Raw genomic sequence first — 22013 nt, 5'->3', positions numbered from 1 at the left:
ACCGTAGCGAATAAACGTCTTATACCCAAGTTACTTTAACTTAAATTGATTTACGATCGCCGCCAGTTGTTCGTTGCTGCTTGCAAGGTTACGCGTACTATCCATGGTTTGTGCACCATTGTCGGTAAGCTGGCCAACCATGTCCTGAATTGCCGTCATATTGCGATTGATCTCTTCACTTACCACACTTTGCTGCTCTGCAGCTGCGGCAATCTGGATCCCAAGATCATTAATTTGAACCACTGATGTCGCCATTGAATCTAGGCTATCGTTTACGTTGGAAGTTGTGTCAGCAGTTTCCTGACAGCGACGTTTAGTGTCGTCCATAGCCGTAACGACTGAGCTTGTTCCTTGGTGCAACTTACTCAACATTTCGTTAATTTCAGATGTACTCTGTTGGGTTCTTGCAGCTAAAGCTCGTACTTCGTCAGCTACGACCGCAAACCCACGCCCTTGCTCTCCGGCACGGGCTGCCTCGATAGCTGCATTCAAAGCTAATAAGTTAGTTTGATCGGCAATCTCACCAATAACACTAAGCACAGAACCAATTTTTTGAGCATCATCACTCATGGTTTGAATATTGAGTGCCATGGCATCAACTTCATCAACCAAGGCGGCTACACTGCTTACGGCACCGTCAACCACACGTTTAGATTGCTCAGCTTCATCACTGGTATTTTTCGTAAATGCCGCAGACTGAGAAGCGCTTTGCGATACACTGTCTGCCGTCGAACTCATTTCATTTACTGCGGTTACCACCTGATCAGTTTCTACAGAGTGAGAGGCTAAGACGGTATCATTAAGCTCGGTCTGGGTCTTGAGTTGCTCGATACCTTCTGAAATATGTTCGCTAGATTGGGATACTTCCAGCATCATCGCTTGTAAGTTGCCGATGAAGGCATTTACAGCTTCTGCGATTTGGCCCAGATCATCCTTGGTATACACATCAAGGCGTCGGGTAAGATCACCATTGCCTTGTGATAACTCGACTATTGTACTTTTTAACGCAAGAATTGGTCGATACAGCCGATTCAGCACAAACAAAATAATCGCGGAAGCAAAGAGAATTAATAACCCAGCAGTGAATAAAGATGTTTCCAACGCCTCATCGACCTCTGCGTAAACCATTGATTTATCAATACCTACTAACAGGTGCCAGTGGGTCTCTTTATCAAGCTCAATAGTTTGAAAGTAAGCTATTTTTTCAATACCACCTAAGCTGTAGTTAAAAATTCCACTAGCGCTAGTAAGAACTTTACGCTCTAGTTCTGCTAATTCGGGGAAGTCAGACAGTTTCGTTTTACCGGGAACATCGACTTCGCCAGTTGAAGCGATAGTTGTACCCTGGCTGTCATATAAACCAGTCATTGCTCCGGGGAAGGGAGACTGATTAACAACATCGGTAAGAAGGCTCAACTCGATATCAGCAAGTAAAACACCACGAAACTTGTCTCCATCGAAAAAAGGTTCTGCAATGCTGACCATCAGGTTGCCCGATGACGCCCCTGTATAGATTCCGGTAATTACTGTGCTGCGCTTCTGCTTGGCCGATTTATACCAACCTCGTGTACGCGGATCGTAGATAAATACGCTGCGCATACCACTTTGAGCGCCATAAGAGCGGCCGTCCTCAAAGCCCACCACTATATCTGATGATTGGGTTGCGTTCGCGATTTGCTTTACCATTAGAGCAAGTTGCATATCACCGCGATCAGTCGCGAAGTCTGGTGCTGTTGCAACAACACCTTCTTTTATGGTCTGAAACCAGTCAGTAATCTTATCGGACGAGCTGTCAATTTTAAGCATTGAGTATTCATCAATATTGCTCAGGATTGAGGTTGAAAGTTGGCGATAGGAAAGAGAGGTCGAAATTGCTAAAGAAGCAGTTAATAATAAAACGACAACCGCGATAATACGGCCCTTAAAACTAGATAATATATTCACGTAATCCTCATACTCTTCAAATACGTTCTGTTATAATTATTAATGTTTTTTTCATCGCGCTACAGTTATGAGCTTATATTCATAATTAACGGTGTTATTGTAAATAATCCAGCCTCAGCCAAGACTTTTCATTTGATTATTTTTATTAAGTATTTATATGGTAAATATCAATAAACGACGAGAACCTCAGCGACATACTAAAAATGAACTCACTTTTTTCGTTGTGGAAAATGCCGTGATTGACTAGCGAAGCTAGTATCAGCCACAAAGCGCAACATAATTAGTTAGAATCAAAGCATATAAACCCATCCATACAATTGATTATAAGAACTAAAGTTTATAAAAAAAGTGATGCTTCTCACGCATGGGAGTGTTTTCAATGAAAAGCGAAAATTATATACATCCGAAATACATATTTATCGTGCCAGAAGAAAAATATCTTCTATGACAAAATTGCAGTAATAGGTATTGATTCAATGGGGAGTTTTGGGTGCGAAAGCGTGTTATCTATATTAGAAATTAGCTCACATTAAAAAATCACCAAAAAAATTTTCTTCGCTTGCTGATGAATATCTCAAATAATTTTCAAATATATAAATATTTATTTAACAAAATTAAAGCAATAAGATTTTAACATTACCGATTAAACATAACATTTATTAATAGAGCGTGGATATTATTTATTAACCTAATATGTAGAATTCATTTTTATGCAAAATAATATCAACCATAGTAGTATTCGCAATTTCCATTGGGGTTTTGCTGCCAATATCTATATCAAAGTTACCTCAAGATACTCGTTTCAGCGAAAATTTGAGGTCGCTTGGGTATATGCTCACACGCACCAATTAAGTGCGAACTCATTATTCACCGCACCAATATGGACCGAAAATCAGTGTTGCATATTAAGCGGTATATTTTAAAAACACTCTTCTCTTTATTTCTAATGCACGAATTACGTGCGCTATAAACAATCACAGCCTTTTCAAAAACAAACAGTTACCACTATCAATATGTATATGCACCAATATGACACCCCATTATGGTTCATACTGGCATAAAATATGCTTGATACACAATTAGCATATTTCATGCATATAACAAATAGAAATACCCAAACACAATATTAATGTACAAGGATGTGGTGACGTTTGTGGACAATATTAGTCATGCTGTAGAAACACTGGTTCAAAGTTCTGACACTTTGTTTATTCTATTAGGTGCGATCATGGTACTTGCCATGCACGCAGGGTTTGCCTTTCTAGAAGTCGGTACCGTTAGACAAAAAAACCAAGTGAACGCTTTAGTCAAAATTATTGCTGATTTTGGATTTTCTGCGATTGCTTACTTCTTTATTGGTTACTGGGTCGCGTACGACGTCACTTTCTTCTCAAGTGCAGAGCAGTTAAGTGCGATTAATGGCTACGAATTAGTGAAGTTTTTCTTCTTAATGACGTTTGCAGCAGCCATTCCCGCCATTATTTCTGGTGGTATCGCAGAACGGGCTCGCTTCTACCCCATGCTCGTTGCATCCTTTTTTATCGTCGCTTTTATCTACCCGTTTTTCGAAGGCATCATGTGGAATGGTAATTACGGCTTCCAAAATTGGTTAACCGAAACATTTGGTTTTGGGTTCCATGATTTTGCGGGCTCAGTCGTTGTGCACGCTGTTGGTGGTTGGATAGCCCTGATTGCCGTTGCCATGTTGGGTATTCGAAATGGTCGCTACCGTGGTGGACGTTTAATTGCCTTTGCCCCATCTAATATTCCGTTTCTCGCCTTGGGGGCTTGGATTTTAACTATTGGTTGGTTCGGCTTTAATGTTATGTCGGCACAAACAATGGGCAGTATTAGTGGCCTTGTTGCAGTAAATACGTTGATGGCGATGGTTGGCGGTATTCTTACGTCCCTTTTTGTTGGAAAAAATGACCCAGGTTTCATTCACAACGGTCCTTTAGCGGGTCTGGTTGCTGCATGTGCAGGTTCTGATCTTATGCACCCCATTGGCGCCTTAGTGACTGGTGCTATTGCCGGTGCGCTTTTCGTATGGCTATTTACCTATATTCAAAACCGTCTTCATCTTGATGATGTACTAGGTGTATGGCCACTTCATGGCGTATGTGGTGCTTGGGGTGGTATTGCCGCGGGTATTTTTGGTAGTGAAGCATTCGGTGGTTTAGGTGGTGTGAGTTTAGCAAGCCAAGTCATAGGTACACTGGCTGGTATTGCTATTGCGGTTATCGGCGCTTTCATTGTTTACGGTATCATCAAAAAAACCGTCGGCTTACGCTTAACTGACGAAGACGAATACAACGGTGCTGATTTAGCTATCCACAAAATCGGGTCTGTTAGCGACGATTAAAAAGCCAAGAACAATAGCCCAAAATAATATAAGTTGAAAATATAAAAATCATTCAATGAGCCACACACAACGTGTGGTTTTATTTATTGTACGCTATAGCACTATTTCGCGACTACCATCACATCTAAACCTACTCTAATTTGTATGCCTGTTTCACTTTTGCGACGATGTAATTTATATAATTAGGATGCCATAATGATTACAGTAGCCTTAGTCGACGATCACCTTATGGTACGTTCCGGTTTTGCTCAGTTGCTTAATGTCGAATCTGATATTGAAGTAAGGGGTGAATATGGTCGTGCAAGTGAAGCCTATACAGCATTGTCAGTGTCTGATATCGATGTTGCGGTTATTGATATCTCAATGCCCGATGAAAGTGGCCTAGTACTATTAGAAAAACTGCGCGCAAAACATCCTAACTTTAGAGCCATTATTCTTAGTATTTATGATTCAGCGTCTTTTGTAAGTAAAGCAATTGAAGCTGGCGCATGCGGGTACTTATCTAAACGATGTGGTCCCGTAGAATTAGTGACGGCCATACGTACCGTCGCCAATGGTGATCGTTACCTCTGCGCCGATGCCTTGTTTAACCTCAGTAATGCACCTGTCGCGCCCAAGGCCTTAGACGCATTAACCAAGCGTGAATACGAGGTCTTTACTCATCTTATTCAGGGTAAAGATGTTAAAGAGACTGGCATCATACTTTCCATTAGCTATAAAACCATTCATGTTCATCGCGCTAATATTCTCAGCAAACTGGGGCTGTCTAATAACGTCGACCTTATTCGTTTTGCGCTTCAACATAAATTACTCGCCGAATAAATTATGAACCAAGCAGAGCACCTCAGTAATCGTTATTTTTCGTATTCCTTTAGCTTTATTATCTATAGCATCAGTTGGTTTTGCTTGTGGAGTATCAGCAGCTACCTCTCCGCTGATTTACTACTTGCAGGGTTATTTCTTCCCAGCGGATTAAGACTTGCGGTATTTGTTTTAACCGCTCGCCGCTATTGGCGATTATTTGTCATTAGTGAATGCCTTATTTCAGCATGGCTACTGTCTATCATCAACCACCAACCTCAAGACATATTATTATTATTGTGTCCATTCTTCAGCTATTTCCTCGCGATTCCTTTTACTCATAATTGGCGAAAACTAACAACCTATTGGCAGAAATTACTCGCCTTAGTGTTATTGGTCTTAGCACATGGCGTAATCATGGGCGTCATGATTCTATTACTAATAAAGCCATTAGATTTATCACTTCAATATGCCTTCTCGTGTACGATTGCCTCCATTACTGGCGGTGTATTGCTGACTCCTTTCTTGTATCTACTTTATGATTATCTCCATCATAAAATCTGGGTACCATTAAGCCCAACATTAGTGCATAAAGAAATCACCCTTCGCCCTTCGGCGTTACTCTGGAGTATTGCTTTTTTCTGTATTGGGCTAGTTGCTGAACTCACACTATTAGATCAAATGAAACCTCTCGGGTTATTGATCATTCTGCTACCTAATATTTTTATGGCTTATCACTATGGCTGGCAGGGTGGCGTTCTTGCTACGGTAATGAACAGCATCTTGCTCACAACTGCTCGTCAAATTTCAGGCTCATTTACTACAGACCAAGAATTACAAATTTTTATCACAACGCAAGCTTTAGTCGGGCTCGGATTAGGGATCGCGATAAGCCGCCAATACCTGCTAGCCCAAAAATTACAACAAGCGAACAAAGATCTGGCTGATGAACTTGCAAGCAAACAATATCTCGCTTGCCAATTAGTACAAGTTGAAGAAAACATTAGAAAATCAGTGGCACGGGAACTACACGACGAAATTGGCCAGAATATTACGGCCATTCAAATCCAAGCCATGCTTGTCGACCGAACAACCCAAGAACTGAATACAAAAAATAACGCACAAACAATCAATACGTTAGCCATGCGCATACACAGCACAACCAAACAACTATTAACCCAATTACGCCCCCATATTCTTGATGAGCTAGGCCTGGAAAGCGCATTACGCCAGCTTGCGCACGAAATGAAATTTGCTGAGCGTCAGATCGATTTTAAAATCAATATTGGTATTGCCACCAACAAGCTCGATGACATTACGACAGTCACGCTGTATCGCATTGTGCAAGAGCTATTAAATAACGTCACCAAGCACTCACACGCCACAGAGGTACAGCTGAGCTTAGTACCCGGCGATATTTTTAGTCTTGAATTACGAGATAATGGCTGCGGCTTACCAACGAATTGGCGTAGCAAGGGGCTAGGTTTAAAAGGAATAGAAGAACGAGTTAGTGCTCTAGGCGGTGACCTCTACATAGGGCAAAATAAAAGCCACACAGATCAAGCTAACAATACATTCGACACCAATAAAGGCACTCGAATTATTGTTAACTTGCCCACAAAAATCACCTCAAGTTAAATAATCTAGGAATTTTTCCTAGTCATTTACAAACCTGTCTCATTCTTTATCGTAATTCTTTCCGTACTATTCATTCAGGCAATAGGGAGATAGCGCCGCCATGATAGGTTTCCTAACATCAGAGCAACCTACAAGAATAATAACCGATAAACAACAAATCGACGCCACCTATAAATACTGGCGATTGCATTTAATGTTTTCAATGTATATCGGTTATGGCATGTTTTATTTCACCCGAAAAAGTCTCAACTTTGCCATGCCAGCTATGTTAGCTGATCTTGGCTTAGAGCATTCAGACATCGGCTTTCTCGGCACCCTATTTTATATCACGTATGGCGTATCAAAATTTGTTTCTGGCATGGTCAGCGACCAGTCTAAACCAAGTTATTTCATGGGATTAGGCTTAATCGCCACCGGAATCATCAATATTGCATTTGGTTTAAGTTCATCTCTGGCAATGTTTGCCATTTTGTGGACATTGAATGCTTTTTTTCAAGGCTGGGGTTGGCCCCCCTGTGCCAAATTGCTCACTACATGGTATTCCCGTACAGAACGTGGTTTTTGGTGGTCAATTTGGAATACTTGTCACAATTTAGGGGGAGCTTTAGTCCCGTTGGGTATTGGTTTTACCGCCATGACTTGGGGTTGGCGATATGGCTTTATTATCCCCGGAATTCTGGCAATTTTAGTGGGTATTGTACTGTGTTTTCGCATGCGAGATAAGCCTACAACCATGGGGTTACCAACCGTAGGGCAATGGCGAAACGATGAATTAGAGTTATTACAAGAACAAGAAGGCCGTGGGCTATCTTTTCGCCAAATATTGAAAACCTATGTCATTGGCAACAAATATATCTGGTTATTGTGTAGCTCGTATTTTTTAGTATATGTGGTACGCATTGCAATTAACGATTGGGGAAATCTCTACTTAATTGAACGTCATGATTTTGATTTATTTTCAGCCAATGCCGCCGTTTCAATGTTCGAAATCGGAGGGTTTTTAGGTTCATTGTTTGGTGGCTGGGGTTCAGATCGATTCTTTCATGGGAATCGTGCCCCTATGAACTTAATTTTCGCATTGGGTATTTTCATTTCTGTGGCCGCATTATGGCTTACACCTATGAATAACTTTTCAGTCTTGGCTTGTTGTTTTTTCTCCATTGGATTCTTTATTTTTGGCCCACAAATGATGATCGGAATGGCTGCTGCCGAATGCTCACATAAAGGTGTTGCTGGAACAGCAACTGGATTTGTCGGCTTGTTTGGATATCTAGGGGCCGCGCTAGCAAGCTACCCAATATCATTGGTTATCGAGCAATTTAGTTGGGATGGTTTCTTCAGCATAATTACATTTTCTGCCGCCTCTATTGGCCTGCTGATATTGCCCTTTGTTAAAGCACAGCAGCCTTCAATTACTGCTACTTAGTATGATCAACCGCCTTATGTGTGCAAACTAAACTGGCGTTATCTAGCTTCTGAATAAAGTTACCCAATAGCCTATAGGCTGTTGGATGATATACCCAAGTTACCTCAAGATGCTCGTTTCAGCGAGAATTTGTTGGACTCTAGGCAAGGCACTTATTTATAGACCTAGTCGTTCTACGTTGAAAATAAGTAACACCGCATAGAGCCCAACAAAACTCGCCCTTCGGGAGTGATTCAGCGTATCTACTTCTGTGTCAAATGTGTTTGAAAGGGAATGCCATTCCTACACACATTTTCCTTGAATTAAACACGCTGAGATCACTCTGAACCCTGCATCTTGAGGTAGCTTGGGTATAAAGATTTATCGCGGGATGCGATAAGAACACAGTGTCACCTACCATCGCTCTATGACACTGCATTCATAATAAAAACAGAGGACATAATAATGAAAGCTAGAACCCAATATAGTCTGTTAGCGGCCTGTATCATTGGCTCAGCATTTGCCGTACCAACGGCAATGGCAGAAGGCCGGTTAGTTGTATATTGCAGCGCTACTAATGCCATGTGTGAAGCTGAAACCAAGGCGTTTTCTGAAAAATATGACGTGAAAACATCTTTTATTCGCAATGGTTCAGGCAGTACATTAGCGAAAATTGAAGCAGAAAAGAAAAACCCTCGTGCCGATGTATGGTACGGCGGCACATTAGATCCACAGTCTCAAGCGGGTGAAATGGACTTACTGCAGGCCTATAAATCACCACAACTTGAATTCATCATGGATAACTTTAAAGATCCGGCCAAGCGTAAAGGCAATTACTCATCTGCCGTTTACATGGGTATTTTAGGCTTTGGCGTAAACACTAAACGCTTAGAAGAAAAAGGCTTAGATGTGCCACTTTGCTGGAGTGATTTAACCAAGCCAGAATACAGAGATGAAATCCAAATTGCCGATCCACAAAGCTCAGGTACTGCCTACACAGCACTGGCAACCTTCATTCAATTATGGGATGAAGATAAAGCATTTAAATACTTTAAAGATCTTGATAACAATATCTCCCAGTACACCAAATCTGGCGTTACTCCATCTCGCAACGCTGCGCGAGGTGAAATCGCAATTGGTATCGGATTCTTACACGATTACTCATTAGAGCAATCAAAAGGTGCACCATTAGAACTTATCTCTCCTTGTGAAGGCACTGGTTACGAAATCGGCGGGATCAGCATACTAAAAGGTGCTCGCAATATTGATAACGCTAAGTTATTTGTTGACTGGGCACTGTCTAAAGATGGCCAACAACTAGCATGGCAAAAAGGCAAGTCATTCCAAATTTTGACCAATACTCAAGCAACTCAATCACCCAATGCGCTCGATCTAAAAGCTTTGTCTCTTATTGACTACGACATGGAAACCTACGGTTCGTCTACCGAACGTAAACGCCTGATCAACAAGTGGGTAAACATCGTTAAAATGGGCGAATAATTCCCCCGTAATATTTGAGCAGTACTGAGTGCTGCTCACTTTTCCAAGATTCAATATAACGAGATTTTTCTTGGGGATTTTTACACCTCAATGTTAATGAACACATTAATTAAACAACTCGATTTTGGTAATTAACAATGAATAACTTAGCAGCTGAATCAGACTTAAGGCAGCTTCAAAGTTCAGATCAACGCGATCCCATTTTTTATTGGATCATCGCTTTGATCGGAGCCTTTGTGTTATTGCCCTCTTTTTCCCTCGATTACGGTGTATTCGAATCGACGTCTCAAGAATTTAAAGAGGCGATGGGTTGGAGTGGAATGAACATTTCATGGCTATGGTTTGCCATGCCTTTAGTACTGTTGGTCCGCCCTTTTCAGGCACAAGACAAATACGCAAAAAAACGTCACCAATTTGATATCAGCTATGCTGGTTTCTGTGTGTTATTTACATTGTTGTCATCTTGGTACACCGAACAAGGCTTAGGCTATGCCACTATCGTCTTATTCATCAGCCTAGGTTGTGTAATAACACTGGCTTTAGCTCGACTAGAATATCTCGGCGGTGATATTTTTGTTATAGGTGCATTGGTTAGCATTGTTTCACTAATCAGTATCTTTATTATATATCCAAGTATCGCCATCTTTGTACCTATGTTTCAAGATGACATGGGTAACTTAGTGATGTGGCAATTTGTTGAGATTTTAGGTCGCTCGCAAATTATTCAGATCATTTTAAATTCCATCATGCTGGGTACCTCAGTAGGCGTTGTCGCGACTATTTTTGGTCTTGTATTCGCCATTTATACCACCAGAATTGCTAAGCGTTCTGCCTTTATCGCACGTGTTTTCTCAATATTACCCATTGTTACCCCACCTTTTGTTGTCGGCCTTGGTGTTACGTTAATGCTAGGACGCTCTGGGTATATTACTGAGCTCATGGTTGATTGGTTTGGCTTACAACACACTAACTGGTTATATGGCTTCACTGGGATTTGGATGGCACAAGTTTTAGCCTTTTCACCAATGTCTTTCATGATCCTTGATGGTGCAATGAAATCGCTTTCTCCATCCTTAGAAGAGGCTTCATACACTCTTCGTGCAAACCGTTATCAAACATTCTTTCAAATTGTAATGCCATTACTTAAACCTGCACTGGCTAACTCATTTCTAATTATTTTTGTGCAATCGCTAGCTGATTTCAGTAACCCGCTTGTACTAGGAGGAAGCTTCGACGTATTAGCCACTCAGATATATTTTTACATTGCTGGTGCGCAGCTTGATTATGCATCTGCCAGTACTTTGGGTGCGGTACTATTAATATTCTCTCTCGCTATTTTCGTTATCCAGTATATTTGGATTGGTAAACGTTCTTACGTAACCATTTCCGGAAAATCTTACCGTGGTGATGTACAACCCTTGCCAACGGGGCTTAAATATGGCGTTTCTGGTTTACTGTACTTTTGGATGGCATTCAATATCTTACTGTACGGCAGCATTGTCTTCGGCAGTTTTACCGTTAACTGGGGAGTTGATTACAGCTTAACGCTAGACAACTACATCAACCTATTTGGTATGGGCTTTAGCGAAGGAGCATGGCCATCATTGCTTACCACCATGACCTATGCAGGTGTTGCAGCTCCATTGACTGCCCTATTCGGCTTATTAATTGCCTACATCGTAGTGCGCCAGCAATTTCATGGCAAAAAAGTGATTGAGTTCGCCACCATGCTTTGTTTCGCGGTACCGGGTACGGTAGCTGGTGTTTCTTACATTCTAGCGTTTAACGATGCGCCAATTTATTTAACAGGGACCGCTGTCATCGTCGTAATTTCGATGGTGATGCGCAATATTCCGGTAGGAATTCGTGCCGGTATTGCAGGCTTAGGGCAATTAGATAAATCACTTGACGAAGCATCACTAAGCTTACGTGCTAATTCATTTAAAACGATTACCCATATTTTAATTCCACTATTGCGTCCGGCTATTTTATCAACATTGATCTACAGCTTTGTGCGCGCAATGACCACGGTAAGCGCCATCATCTTCTTGGTTACACCAGAAACCCGCGTAGCAACATCGTATATCTTAAACCGCGTTGAAGATGGCGAATACGGCATTGCCATCGCTTATGGTTCAGTACTGATTTTCGTCATGCTAGCCATTATATTGATCTTTGATTCCCTTGTGGGTGAAGCCCGCGTATCCCGTTCAAAAGCCAACAACCAAGACTAACGATTGGAGATAATAATTATGGAAAACGACAACTTTGTAGTTCTAAAAAATGTCTGCAAACGCTTTGGTGACAATACTGTTATTGGCAACCTTGATCTTGAGATTAAAAAAGGCAGCTTAGTCACACTACTTGGTCCATCTGGTTGTGGCAAAACGACGGTTTTACGCTTAGTTGCAGGGTTAGAGAAACCCACCAGCGGGCAAATATTCATTGATGGTGAAGACGTAACAAATACCTCAATTCAGCAACGTGATATTTGTATGGTATTCCAGTCTTATGCTTTATTTCCTCATTTATCATTATATGACAATGTGGGCTACGGCTTAAAAATGCTGAAATTACCCGCAGCAGAAATTAAACAACGCGTTGATGATGCGTTAAAACTGGTCGATTTATCAGGTATGGGTGATCGATTTGTCGACCAAATTTCTGGTGGTCAACAACAGCGTATTGCGCTGGCGCGAGCTTTGGTTCTAAAACCTAAGGTACTGTTATTTGATGAACCGTTAAGTAACCTTGACGCAAATTTACGCCGTAGTATGCGCGAGACAATCCGCGATCTTCAGCAACGTTTCAATATTACCTCTTTATACGTAACGCATGATCAAACAGAAGCTTTCGCTGTATCTGATACCGTTATCGTGATGAAAGACGGCGAGATCATGCAGCAAGGCTCTCCGGATGATTTATATAAAACACCTTCATCAATGTTCATGGCGAACTTCATGGGTGATGCGAATATTTTTACGGGCCATTTTGACGGTGAACAATTAAACATCAACGGCTATTGCATCCCAGCCGATCCAGACGTTGTTCAAGGCAAATCTGAGGGTGATTATCAAATAGGAATAAGGCCAGAAGCTATCTTATTAACCAGCGAGGGCGAAGCCAGCCAACAATGCATCGTTAATAATGTGGTGTACATGGGCTCAATGTACGAAGTTGCCGTAACATGGCATGATCAAGAATTATTGCTGCAACTAAACTCGTCACAATTTGATGCCAATTTATCTGACCATGCTTATTTAACGATTAACCCTACAGGAATCTTCTTATTGCCTTTTAATGCGTAAGCTTTCTTTAACACGATAAAAGGCAACATTATTCTGCGCCCCTATCTGGGGCGTAATTCATCTTATAGACAAGCTACCTCAATACCAATCGAGACAAATATCTGCTCATCCTTGATGGTTAAAGTTTCTGACCATTTACTTAGCAATAATGCTATTACATCATTTTTTTACATTCATACATGACAGTTATTATTGTACGATGTATTATTGATGTGAACTTTAATCAGGCACTAAAGTCTGATATCCCAATAACCAAACAAATACTCACCTTTAAACGGATAATTATATGAAAAAACGCTGGATTGCGGCTGCTATTACAACAGCGATCACGGTAGGTGCTGGATATTACTTCAGCACCAAAGATAGCGATACACTATCACTGCCTCTGATCACAGCTGAAATAGGTACAATCGAAAAACAAGCAATCGCAGTTGGGCAGATTGTTCCTGCACATTCCGTTCAAATCAAATCCCAAATTGAAGGGATTGTAGGCGAGATTTTTCATCATGTTGGCGAAGAAGTTGAAGCAGGAACACCGCTGATTAAAATACGTCCGAACCCTACACCGCAGCGCCTAACGCAAGCCATTACAGAGCTGATGTCGAGCCAGGCACAATTGGAATCGTCTAAACAAAAGCTCGCAAACCTTGAACGCCTAGTCAAAAATCAAGTTATACCCAAAAATTATGGTGACTATATTCAGGCAAAAGCCGATGTACGCCAAAACAATGCCAACCTACAGCAAAAACAGCAGAACTTAGACCTGATCCGCAGTGGCGAATCATCGGTGGGTGAATCAATCCTGACCTCGACCATTGTTGCACCGATTACTGGCACGGTATTGAGTCTAAATGTTGAAGTTGGCGAACCCATTATTTCAACAGAATCAAATCAATCTGCCACACAGATGATGTCGCTAGCCAACATGGACGACATGATATTTAAAGGTAGTGTAAGCGAACATGACGCAGCGCAATTACACGTTGGTATGCCCGTTACCATGACATTAGCCCCTTACCCAGAAATAGAAATTACTGGTGTGTTAAGCAAAGTAGCAGTGCAATCTGAAAAACTAAATTCAGCGCAAGAAACCACAACAGCACAGCGCAGTTTTGATAATGGCTTCCAAGTTGAAGTAAATAAAATTCAGTTTCCAGAAGGCGTAACTATTCGTTCTGGTTTTTCTGCAACCGCACAAATTACTCTCAAAAAAGCTGACAAAATCACGACAATTCCAGAACGCGCTTTACAATTTACAGATAATAACCCTGAAGTATTGATCCCTGATGAATCAGAACAGGGCTTCCATACCGCACCAGTGAAGTTAGGCTTGTCTGATGGTATCAATGTTGAAGTACTTTCTGGTTTAAAACAGGGCGAGGAAATTGTTGATTTCAGCATGATGGGAGCAGCACCCAATGCTTAAGTTGATACAAGCAACTGTTGGTACGACACCGAGAAATAAACAGTTACAGCGTGTAGCGATACTCTTACAAAAGTCTTACCGAATTGTAGGCGGTGTATTTCTCATTGGCATGGCAACTCCCACGTATGCCATTACAATTGAACAAGCATGGGAAGCCTCTAAAGCCTTCGACCCTAGTTACCAAAAAGCACAAATTGATACTCAAATTAGTGAAACGAATATTCGTTCAAGCCGAAGCGATTTGCTGCCCGGCCTGAACGCGAGTGCAACCTCAAGTTGGAATGATGATGGCAAAAACACCAATGGTTATTCAGTGGGGTTAAGCCAAACCATTTGGGACAGTGCTAAGTGGTCGGGCTTAAATGCCTCAGAAGCTTTTTATGTGTCTTCACAACTACAAGAGCGCCAAGCTCACAACGACCTTGCCGAAAAGTTGATCACCGCTTACCTCAATTTAGCGAAAGCGAATGGGGATTTACGCTTAGCACAGCAGAAACTTGATGAAGGGCAAAAAATGCTCACTATCACTGAGCAACGCTATGCTGCCGGCAGTATCATGATTACCGAAGTACAAGATATGCGAGCGAATCATGTTGATGAACAAGCGTTAATACTGCAAAACCAATCTGATATCGATACATTACAAGCCGCGTTAACCGCTTTAATTAATCAAGTACCCAACTCGATCAATGAAATAAGTACAACATCGCTGAAACAACCTGTAATGCAAGTGAATAGCGAGAAAGAATGGTTAGCACTTGCTCGCAATAACAGTCCCGAATTACTGGCTGCTCAACAAACATTGAAAGCTAACCAATTCCAATATGACCAAGCAAAATCCGGATACTACCCAACCGTTGCAGGTTCTATTAATTACAGCGATAACGACCGCCGTAACCGTGACGATTTAAGTGCTAACATTAAATTAAATATTCCTATCGATTTAAATGGCTCAACACGTGCAAGTGTCGATCGTTCAAGTTTAACGCTTAACCAAGCCAAGCAAGATATACGCATTGTAGAAATCAATATAAAACAAACTATTCAGAGCCGATTTAATCAGATCCAGCTCGATTGGCAACGCGTCGAAATAGCCCAACAGCAAGTCGCATCACGTGAAAGAGCCTTAAAGAGTAAGCAAACCGTTTATGACGCAGGCTTAGTAGATGCAAGCGATATTATAACTGCGCATAATAATCTATTCATCAGTAAAAACAGCCTACAATCATTGCTTTATCAATACTGGCAGCACCGCGTGTCGTTATTGAAATCGGTAGGGAAACTGGATGATGAAACAATCAAACAAATATCAAGAGCGCTTGCAGCATGATGCCAATGTTACAGCAAATTGTGCAGATGCTATTTGCCCACCGGCTTCGCAGTCTACTTGCCATTATTGCGATTGTATGGGGAATCGTTTCTGTCTTAGTACTAATGGCATTAGGTGAAGGCTTTTATCAGGTAAACGCTAAGTCATTTTCATTATTAATGAGTGACACACAGCTAGCCGTGCCAGAAATGACCAGCAAGCCTTGGCAAGGGTTACCTGCACGGCGCGAGATCACACTCACAGAACCTGAATTCCGATTATTAGAAAAACAATCTGCGATCAAAACAGTATCGGTGTTATACCGGAAATGGGATGCCAGCGTCACAGACATCACTGGGCATACTTTACCCGGTTATGTGCGTGGTGTTGATAATCACTATGTTGATATGCGTAAAGTCAAACTCGTACTAGGGTCGCGTAACATCAACCAGAGTGACCTTAACAACCATAACCGCATTGCCATCATCGGTTGGCAGTTGGCAAAACAAGGTAATCTAGCCCTGGGTGACAAGTTAAGGGTTAGTGGCATCCCTTTCTTAGTCTCTGGCATTACTCAACAAAGTGAAGGAGGTATTTCAATGGGGCGTGAAGATAATCAAGTGATCATTCCCAATACTACTTTCTCTGATCTATGGAACGATAAACCCAGTCAAATTATGGTAACGCCAGCGGAAGGTATTTCAGGCGTTATTCTTCGCCAAAACCTATTGTCATTCTTTGCTAACCAAAAACATTTTGACCCAACAGATAAACGAGCGGTTTGGTTACCCGACTTTAGCCAAGACGCGAAGTTTTTTACCGCTTTGCTACGTGGTATTCAAATGTTTCTTGGGGCAAGTGGGGCAATGACCTTAGCGGTTGGTGCCTTAGGCGTCGCGAATATCATGTTTTTATCTGTTACCGAGCGTACACGTGAAATCGGCGTAAGGCTGGCTATTGGTGCTACACCCAATAATATTCTGGTGCAATTTCTACTTGAAGGCGGCATCTTAGTGGCAATGGGCACCGTACTCGGCGTTAGCATCTCTTATGGGGTAGTTGCACTCATGAATCAGATAGGATTACCAGAATGGCTTGGCAGCCCGACAATGACCCTAGATGCTATCATGATGGCATTGTTTGTTACCGCTATTTTAGCGCTATTAGCCTCTTTCTTTCCGGCACGCCGTGCATCGAACCTTACGCCTGTTATCGCGTTAAGTGCGAGGGCATAGTATGTTGCCATTACGACAAATAATACATGAAATGACCGCAGAGAAAATGCGCCTAGGGCTAACGATTCTAGCCATTGTGTGGGCAACAGTTTCTATCGCATCTATGCTCGCCATTGGTGAAGGTTTGCGCCAAGGGCTTATTCGCACCACCAGCAATGGTAACGGTAATCTGATCATGTTAACGGGTGGTTTTGCGACGAAAGATTATGGTCAATTTTCAAAAGGGAAACAGCTCAAGCTTAAACCGGATGATATAGATGTATTACGCGCACTACCTTCGATTGAATACGCAGAGCCAAGTGCCACATGGACAGAAGATGTTAGGTATAACGATAACGGTACATGGCAGCAACCCTTAGCCGTTTATCCTCAATACCAAGCATTGACGGGTTTAGAAATCGCCTCTGGCGGTCGTTGGTTCAACCCTTTGGACATGAAAGAGCAACGTAAAGTCATTGTTATCGGTCACAATGCAGCAGTCAGTCTATTCAATGAAGATGATGACTTCGATTGGGATAACATCCCCGATTTATCAGCCTCCCCTGTCGGAAAACAGGTGAAGGTCGGCGAAGAAAACTTCATGGTGATTGGGGTGCTAAAACCTAACACTTCCAATATAGAAAATGGTACACCGATTGATTTTGCTATTTTCGTCCCTTTTACAACATGGTCGCGCTTTAATGCTAATTCACCCATTGGTGCAATCAATATTAAACCAGTTCAAGGCGTAGATCGTGAAAAAGTCGCCACCATGGCAAAACAAGTTATTGCCCGAAAATATGGCGCTAGCATGGATGATGAACAGCTTGTTCAGACACAAGACATGTTATTAAGGCAAAAAACCATGCGCCAATTCTTAATCGGCTTGCAAAGCTTTTTGGGCATTATTGGGCTCGTTACATTAGCGGTTGCTGGTATTGGCATAGCCAACGTGATGTACGCCACCGTAAAACGAGCAACCCGTGATATCGGGGTAAGAATGGCGGTTGGGGCAACACCTAACGACATCAAGCTACATTATTTGGCTCAAGCCTTTATCACGATCGCTGTCGGTGGTCTGATTGGGCTAGGACTGACATACGGCTTGGTCAACCTACTGCAAAATATCCCCATTCAAGGTAATGGACTCTATGATTACCTCGGGCAGCCAACCCCTGAATTATCATTCACTATCGTTAGCCTTGTTATCTTGGCATTAAGTATTGTGGGTATCGCAGCAGCATGGTTTCCCACTCGTCACGCAGCCAGCATTACACCATTAGAAGCATTGCAAAGTGAGTAAGCATTCATGAACCCTATTTCGACACACACCAAGCCTCTCGTTCAGCTGAGTAGCATTAGCAAGCAGTATAAAAATGGGGATGAAAAGGTTTACGCACTCGATGGTGTAGACCTAACCATTAATAAAGGTGAATTCTTATCAATTCTCGGCCCATCAGGATCGGGGAAGTCGACCCTGATGAATGTACTCGGATGTTTAGATAAACCGACTTCGGGTAATTATCAATTAGACAACAACGATGTATCGGCCCTAAGCAGCACGCAGCTTTCCGCTATTCGTAACAGTAAGATTGGTTTCGTATTCCAAAGTTTTAATTTACTGGAATACGCCACTGCATTAGAAAATGTGGCGCTACCCCTGGTATATGCTGGCGTAAATACTAAAACACGCCGAGCCAAAGCCGCAGAACTATTAAAACGCGTAGGATTAGGCGACCGTATGAACCACAAGCCTAACCAGCTTTCTGGTGGACAAAAACAACGGGTTGCTATCGCTCGTGCCCTCGTAAATGATCCGCAAATTATACTAGCAGATGAACCAACAGGAGCTTTGGATTCAAAATCAGGCGCCGAGATTGAAATGCTCTTTAATGAACTACACCAAGATGGCTGTACCTTAATTATTGTGACTCACGATAACGCCTTAGCACGACGTACTAAGCGTATTCTTAGCATTAAAGATGGAAAAGTAGTGAATGATGAAAAGCTTAACTAAGCAGGATTTACGCACCATATAATCGCCTTAAGATATAAAGCACCTTACCTCCTTGTTACTCTAATAAAAACAAGGATGATTGGTGCTTTATTGTATTTAGCTAAAATACAATATTTATCCCCTTGCCCTACCTTCTACATCATGATCTAATCATCCTCTATCTTGCTGTATTACTAGAGGTTATATTTGACCAATTCCTACAAATTCACCCTCGCCGGATGTGCAGCCATTGTGCTGTGGAGCTTAACGGTGGGCTTGCTCCGAAATGTAGCAGAACAACTTGGCCCGATTGGTGGCGCAGCGATGATTTATAGCGTGAGTTCGCTGTTTTTGATTGTGACATTAGGGGCGCCACGCTTGCCTTCATTCTCTACTCGTTATCTATTGATTGGCGGTGGTTTATTTGTAAGTTATGAGATCTGCTTATCTTTAGCTTTGGGGATGGCCAATAATCGTCTTCAAGCTATTGAAGTCAGTATTGTTAACTATTTATGGCCCTCTTTAACGGTGCTGTTAGCCGTTCTTGCCAGCAAAAAGAAAGTCAATGTTGTTATCTACCCATCCATTTTACTGTCATTCTTTGGCGTAGCATGGACAATGAGCGGTGATCAGGGCCTTTCCCTTGAACGCTTGGTTGGCAATGTAGCAAGTAACCCTGCAAGTTATTCAATGGCGTTAATTGGTGCATTCTTATGGGCAATATATTGCAATGTTACCAAGCACCTTTCGAATGGGAAAAATGCCATTGCGTGGTTCTTTATCTCGACGGCTATCGCGTTATGGATCAAGTACTTCTTCAGTGATGAAGGGGCATTGGTATTTACAACACAATCTGTGATTGATTTATTATTGGCAGGCATTGTAATGGGCAGTGGTTACGCCTTGTGGAATATCGGCATCATTGGGGGAAACATGATGCTATTAGCTACGCTATCATACTTTACGCCAATATTTTCGACGTTCTTATCCGCATGGATTCTAGATATTTCATTAACAACGCGTTTTTGGCAAGGTGTGGCAATGGTAACGATCTCTTCACTTCTGTGTTGGTGGTTCAGTAAAGATAAAAGATAGCAGCCTATAAACTCAAGATGCAGGATTCAGAGTGATCTCAGCGAGTTTTGCTGAAACGAGCATCTTGAGACAACTTGGGGATAGTCCGTCAATTCGCAACTTTAAACTGAGCAACGAGTTGCCCTAATTTTCCGCTTAATTGTTGCAACTGCTGGCTGGCGCACGTATTTTGTTGCGCCAAATCTGATGAGCCATCAGCTAACTGACTAATATTATGAATGTTTCTATTTATTTCTTCAGACACGACATGCTGTTGTTCCGCCGCCGCTGCGATTTGCTCGTTGGCTGCAGATATTTGTATAACAGCCGTTGCTATCTGGTTCAAGGCGTTAGTAGCTTGATCTGATAACTGCACATTTTGTAGCGCTTCATTATGTCCGGTATGCATAACAGTGACAGCGCTGCGGCTACTGAGTTGTAGCTCACTGATCATCGTATCGATTTCAGCAGTTGACGTTTGAGTCCGTGTCGCTAAATTTCGGACCTCGTCAGCCACAACTGAAAAACCCCGACCTTGCTCACCCGCTCTTGCCGCTTCTATCGCCGCATTCAAAGCTAATAAATTCGTCTGCTCCGCTATACCACGAATTACATCAAGTACCGTACCAATCTCCTCACCGCCTGACTCAACACTATTAATTGTCTCTTGCGCCTGATTCAGATGCGAAACTAAACTATGAATTCCCTCAGCACTCGTCGTAACCGCATGCTGACCATCCATTGTTAGTTTAGTTGCTTCCTGTGCCGATATCGATGCTGCTTCGGCACTAGTGGCGACCTCTTGTACAGTGGCCGCAAACTGATTAATTGCTGTCGCAACCTGTTCAATTTCAGCCTGCTGCTGAGAAACACTCTCCGCTGCTCTCTGATTCGCCTCTGACAACACATTAGCATCATGCTGTAATTCTTTAGACGTTACTACGACTTCACTCACCACATGGTGTACTTGTTGTAAAAATTGATTCACGCTACTGGCAACATCACTAAGCTCATCGTTACCTTTCATATCAACTCGGCGAGTTAAGTCCCCATCCCCGTTAACCAGCTCTTTACTTACAGATGCCAACAACTGAATACGTCCCACCACATTGGTGTATAGCAACAACAAACTGCCACTCACGAATAATAGAATAAGTGCCGCCCCAACTAATAGCGCATACCTTGATAGCGAGAGCTGTTCATTAAGTTGTTTACTCATACTTTTTGTTAAATTCAAGTAAGCCTGATTTAAGACATCAAGAGCCTTCAGCGCCGGAGCATCATTAATTTTCACAGCTGCATCAATGTCGTGTGTATTGTAGCCATTACTGTACATATTGGCAGCCTGTTGAGCAGCATCACGGTAGGCGGTAGCAACTGAGAATATGAGCTCTAGCGCTTTTTGCTCCTCCGCACTGAGTTGAGACAAATTACGGTAAGCAGTAGTTTGAGTTGATAGCTGCTGATAATTATTCTCTACTCGGGGTAAGTACTTATCATCCCCTCGTAGTACATAATTCTTAAAATTATGGATCATTCCACCATAGCCAAAATGTGCTTTCATTGCTTGTAAATGAGTTTGTCGGGATACTATCTCAACCTGGTAGCTATTCCAATTTTGGTTAATCAATCTTAAATTGAATATAGAAAGTACAGCCAATGAGCTAACGAGAATAACCAACGTCAGAAAGAAGAATGTGAACTTACCTTTAATCGTTAAAGAAAAAATAGAATATTTACGGACCTCTGCTGCGTGTTCCGATCCATGGCTACGTGCAATCATCATTCACCCACTCAAGTTACCATTCGGTATTATGCAATAAGTATAGGAGCAACCAATTGCATTGCTTTCAATTCTGGGGGCTATTTGATCGAAATCAAATATTGTGGAAAGACGGTGAGATCATTATTCGGAAGCAAAGCCTACTGTATAAACCCAAGCAACCTCAAAGTCTCACCAGAAGGGCGATTTTCTTGAGGACAATTAAACAAAAAAAGCTGCATGGTATATAAATACCATGCAGCCACTCACGTCT

At 42.1% G+C, this 22013-nt stretch carries 15 protein-coding genes; 13 read left to right on the top strand and 2 right to left on the bottom strand.

What is annotated here, in order from left to right:
• Positions 1 to 30: 30 nt before the first annotated feature.
• Positions 31 to 1944 carry a methyl-accepting chemotaxis protein gene (locus tag C9J47_RS02970; protein WP_107252177.1) on the bottom strand — a complete coding sequence of 638 codons (1914 nt, stop codon included), beginning with the start codon at positions 1942 to 1944 and terminating at the stop codon, positions 31 to 33.
• A gap of 1129 nt (positions 1945 to 3073) precedes the next feature.
• Between C9J47_RS02970 and C9J47_RS02965 the strand changes: the two genes are divergently transcribed.
• The 13 genes from C9J47_RS02965 (at position 3074) to yddG (ending at position 19998) form a co-directional block, all read left to right on the top strand.
• Positions 3074 to 4306, top strand: coding sequence for an ammonium transporter (locus C9J47_RS02965; protein WP_211321678.1), 1233 nt, complete (start codon positions 3074 to 3076; stop codon positions 4304 to 4306).
• A gap of 195 nt (positions 4307 to 4501) precedes the next feature.
• A complete protein-coding gene (locus tag C9J47_RS02960; protein WP_107252175.1) occupies positions 4502 to 5128 on the top strand; it encodes a response regulator in 627 nt (208 codons plus the stop codon).
• A 3-nt stretch (positions 5129 to 5131) separates the two neighbouring features.
• Positions 5132 to 6745, top strand: coding sequence for an MASE1 domain-containing sensor histidine kinase (locus C9J47_RS02955; protein WP_107252174.1), 1614 nt, complete (start codon positions 5132 to 5134; stop codon positions 6743 to 6745).
• A gap of 100 nt (positions 6746 to 6845) precedes the next feature.
• Entirely contained in the window at positions 6846 to 8171 is a 1326-nt protein-coding gene (gene uhpC / locus C9J47_RS02950) for an MFS transporter (RefSeq protein ID WP_107252173.1), read from the top strand.
• 444 nt (positions 8172 to 8615) lie between these two features.
• Complete coding sequence (locus C9J47_RS02945; RefSeq protein ID WP_006230468.1) at positions 8616 to 9650, top strand: ABC transporter substrate-binding protein; 1035 nt, start codon at positions 8616 to 8618, stop codon at positions 9648 to 9650.
• Between the two features lie 137 nt (positions 9651 to 9787).
• Positions 9788 to 11884 (top strand): ABC transporter permease, encoded by a 2097-nt coding sequence (locus C9J47_RS02940; RefSeq protein WP_107252172.1) that lies wholly within the window; start codon positions 9788 to 9790, stop codon positions 11882 to 11884.
• Positions 11885 to 11902: 18 nt separating this feature from the next.
• On the top strand, positions 11903 to 12958 hold the full coding sequence (fbpC, locus tag C9J47_RS02935) for a ferric ABC transporter ATP-binding protein (protein WP_107252171.1): 1056 nt from the start codon (positions 11903 to 11905) through the stop codon (positions 12956 to 12958).
• 286 nt (positions 12959 to 13244) lie between these two features.
• A complete protein-coding gene (locus C9J47_RS02930) occupies positions 13245 to 14384 on the top strand; it encodes an efflux RND transporter periplasmic adaptor subunit (RefSeq protein WP_107252170.1) in 1140 nt (379 codons plus the stop codon).
• The gene (locus C9J47_RS02925; RefSeq protein ID WP_107252169.1) at positions 14377 to 15714 is read left to right on the top strand and encodes a TolC family protein; all 1338 of its coding nucleotides are present in this window, start codon (positions 14377 to 14379) and stop codon (positions 15712 to 15714) included. Before C9J47_RS02930 ends, C9J47_RS02925 begins: the two co-directional genes overlap by 8 nt.
• Positions 15711 to 16928 carry an ABC transporter permease gene (locus C9J47_RS02920; RefSeq protein WP_107252168.1) on the top strand — a complete coding sequence of 406 codons (1218 nt, stop codon included), beginning with the start codon at positions 15711 to 15713 and terminating at the stop codon, positions 16926 to 16928. The genes C9J47_RS02925 and C9J47_RS02920 overlap by 4 nt, the downstream gene beginning before the upstream one ends.
• 1 nt (position 16929) lies before the next feature.
• The gene (locus C9J47_RS02915) at positions 16930 to 18210 is read left to right on the top strand and encodes an ABC transporter permease (RefSeq protein ID WP_107252167.1); all 1281 of its coding nucleotides are present in this window, start codon (positions 16930 to 16932) and stop codon (positions 18208 to 18210) included.
• A 6-nt stretch (positions 18211 to 18216) separates the two neighbouring features.
• Positions 18217 to 18924 carry an ABC transporter ATP-binding protein gene (locus C9J47_RS02910; protein ID WP_107252166.1) on the top strand — a complete coding sequence of 236 codons (708 nt, stop codon included), beginning with the start codon at positions 18217 to 18219 and terminating at the stop codon, positions 18922 to 18924.
• Between the two features lie 186 nt (positions 18925 to 19110).
• A complete protein-coding gene (gene yddG / locus C9J47_RS02905; protein ID WP_107252165.1) occupies positions 19111 to 19998 on the top strand; it encodes an aromatic amino acid DMT transporter YddG in 888 nt (295 codons plus the stop codon).
• 88 nt (positions 19999 to 20086) lie between these two features.
• Here the strand turns inward: yddG and C9J47_RS02900 are convergent, their stop codons facing one another.
• Entirely contained in the window at positions 20087 to 21763 is a 1677-nt protein-coding gene (locus tag C9J47_RS02900) for a methyl-accepting chemotaxis protein (protein ID WP_107252164.1), read from the bottom strand.
• Positions 21764 to 22013: the final 250 nt, after the last annotated feature.

Source organism: Photobacterium indicum (assembly GCF_003026215.1).
GTDB lineage: Bacteria > Pseudomonadota > Gammaproteobacteria > Enterobacterales > Vibrionaceae > Photobacterium > Photobacterium indicum.
This window is presented reverse-complemented; position numbering and strand designations above follow the sequence as displayed.

Bases quoted from the DNA above. Each gene is read 5' to 3' on its own strand.
- C9J47_RS02910 (WP_107252166.1), top strand. From the start codon at position 18,217: ATGAACCCTATTTCGACACACACCAAGCCTCTCGTTCAGCTGAGTAGC.
- uhpC (WP_107252173.1), top strand. From the start codon at position 6,846: ATGATAGGTTTCCTAACATCAGAGCAACCTACAAGAATAATAACCGAT.
- C9J47_RS02930 (WP_107252170.1), top strand. From the start codon at position 13,245: ATGAAAAAACGCTGGATTGCGGCTGCTATTACAACAGCGATCACGGTA.
- C9J47_RS02900 (WP_107252164.1), bottom strand. From the start codon at position 21,763: ATGATGATTGCACGTAGCCATGGATCGGAACACGCAGCAGAGGTCCGT.
- C9J47_RS02960 (WP_107252175.1), top strand. From the start codon at position 4,502: ATGATTACAGTAGCCTTAGTCGACGATCACCTTATGGTACGTTCCGGT.
- C9J47_RS02925 (WP_107252169.1), top strand. From the start codon at position 14,377: ATGCTTAAGTTGATACAAGCAACTGTTGGTACGACACCGAGAAATAAA.
- C9J47_RS02955 (WP_107252174.1), top strand. From the start codon at position 5,132: ATGAACCAAGCAGAGCACCTCAGTAATCGTTATTTTTCGTATTCCTTT.
- C9J47_RS02965 (WP_211321678.1), top strand. From the start codon at position 3,074: ATGTACAAGGATGTGGTGACGTTTGTGGACAATATTAGTCATGCTGTA.
- C9J47_RS02915 (WP_107252167.1), top strand. From the start codon at position 16,930: ATGTTGCCATTACGACAAATAATACATGAAATGACCGCAGAGAAAATG.
- fbpC (WP_107252171.1), top strand. From the start codon at position 11,903: ATGGAAAACGACAACTTTGTAGTTCTAAAAAATGTCTGCAAACGCTTT.
- C9J47_RS02940 (WP_107252172.1), top strand. From the start codon at position 9,788: ATGAATAACTTAGCAGCTGAATCAGACTTAAGGCAGCTTCAAAGTTCA.
- C9J47_RS02920 (WP_107252168.1), top strand. From the start codon at position 15,711: ATGATGCCAATGTTACAGCAAATTGTGCAGATGCTATTTGCCCACCGG.
- C9J47_RS02945 (WP_006230468.1), top strand. From the start codon at position 8,616: ATGAAAGCTAGAACCCAATATAGTCTGTTAGCGGCCTGTATCATTGGC.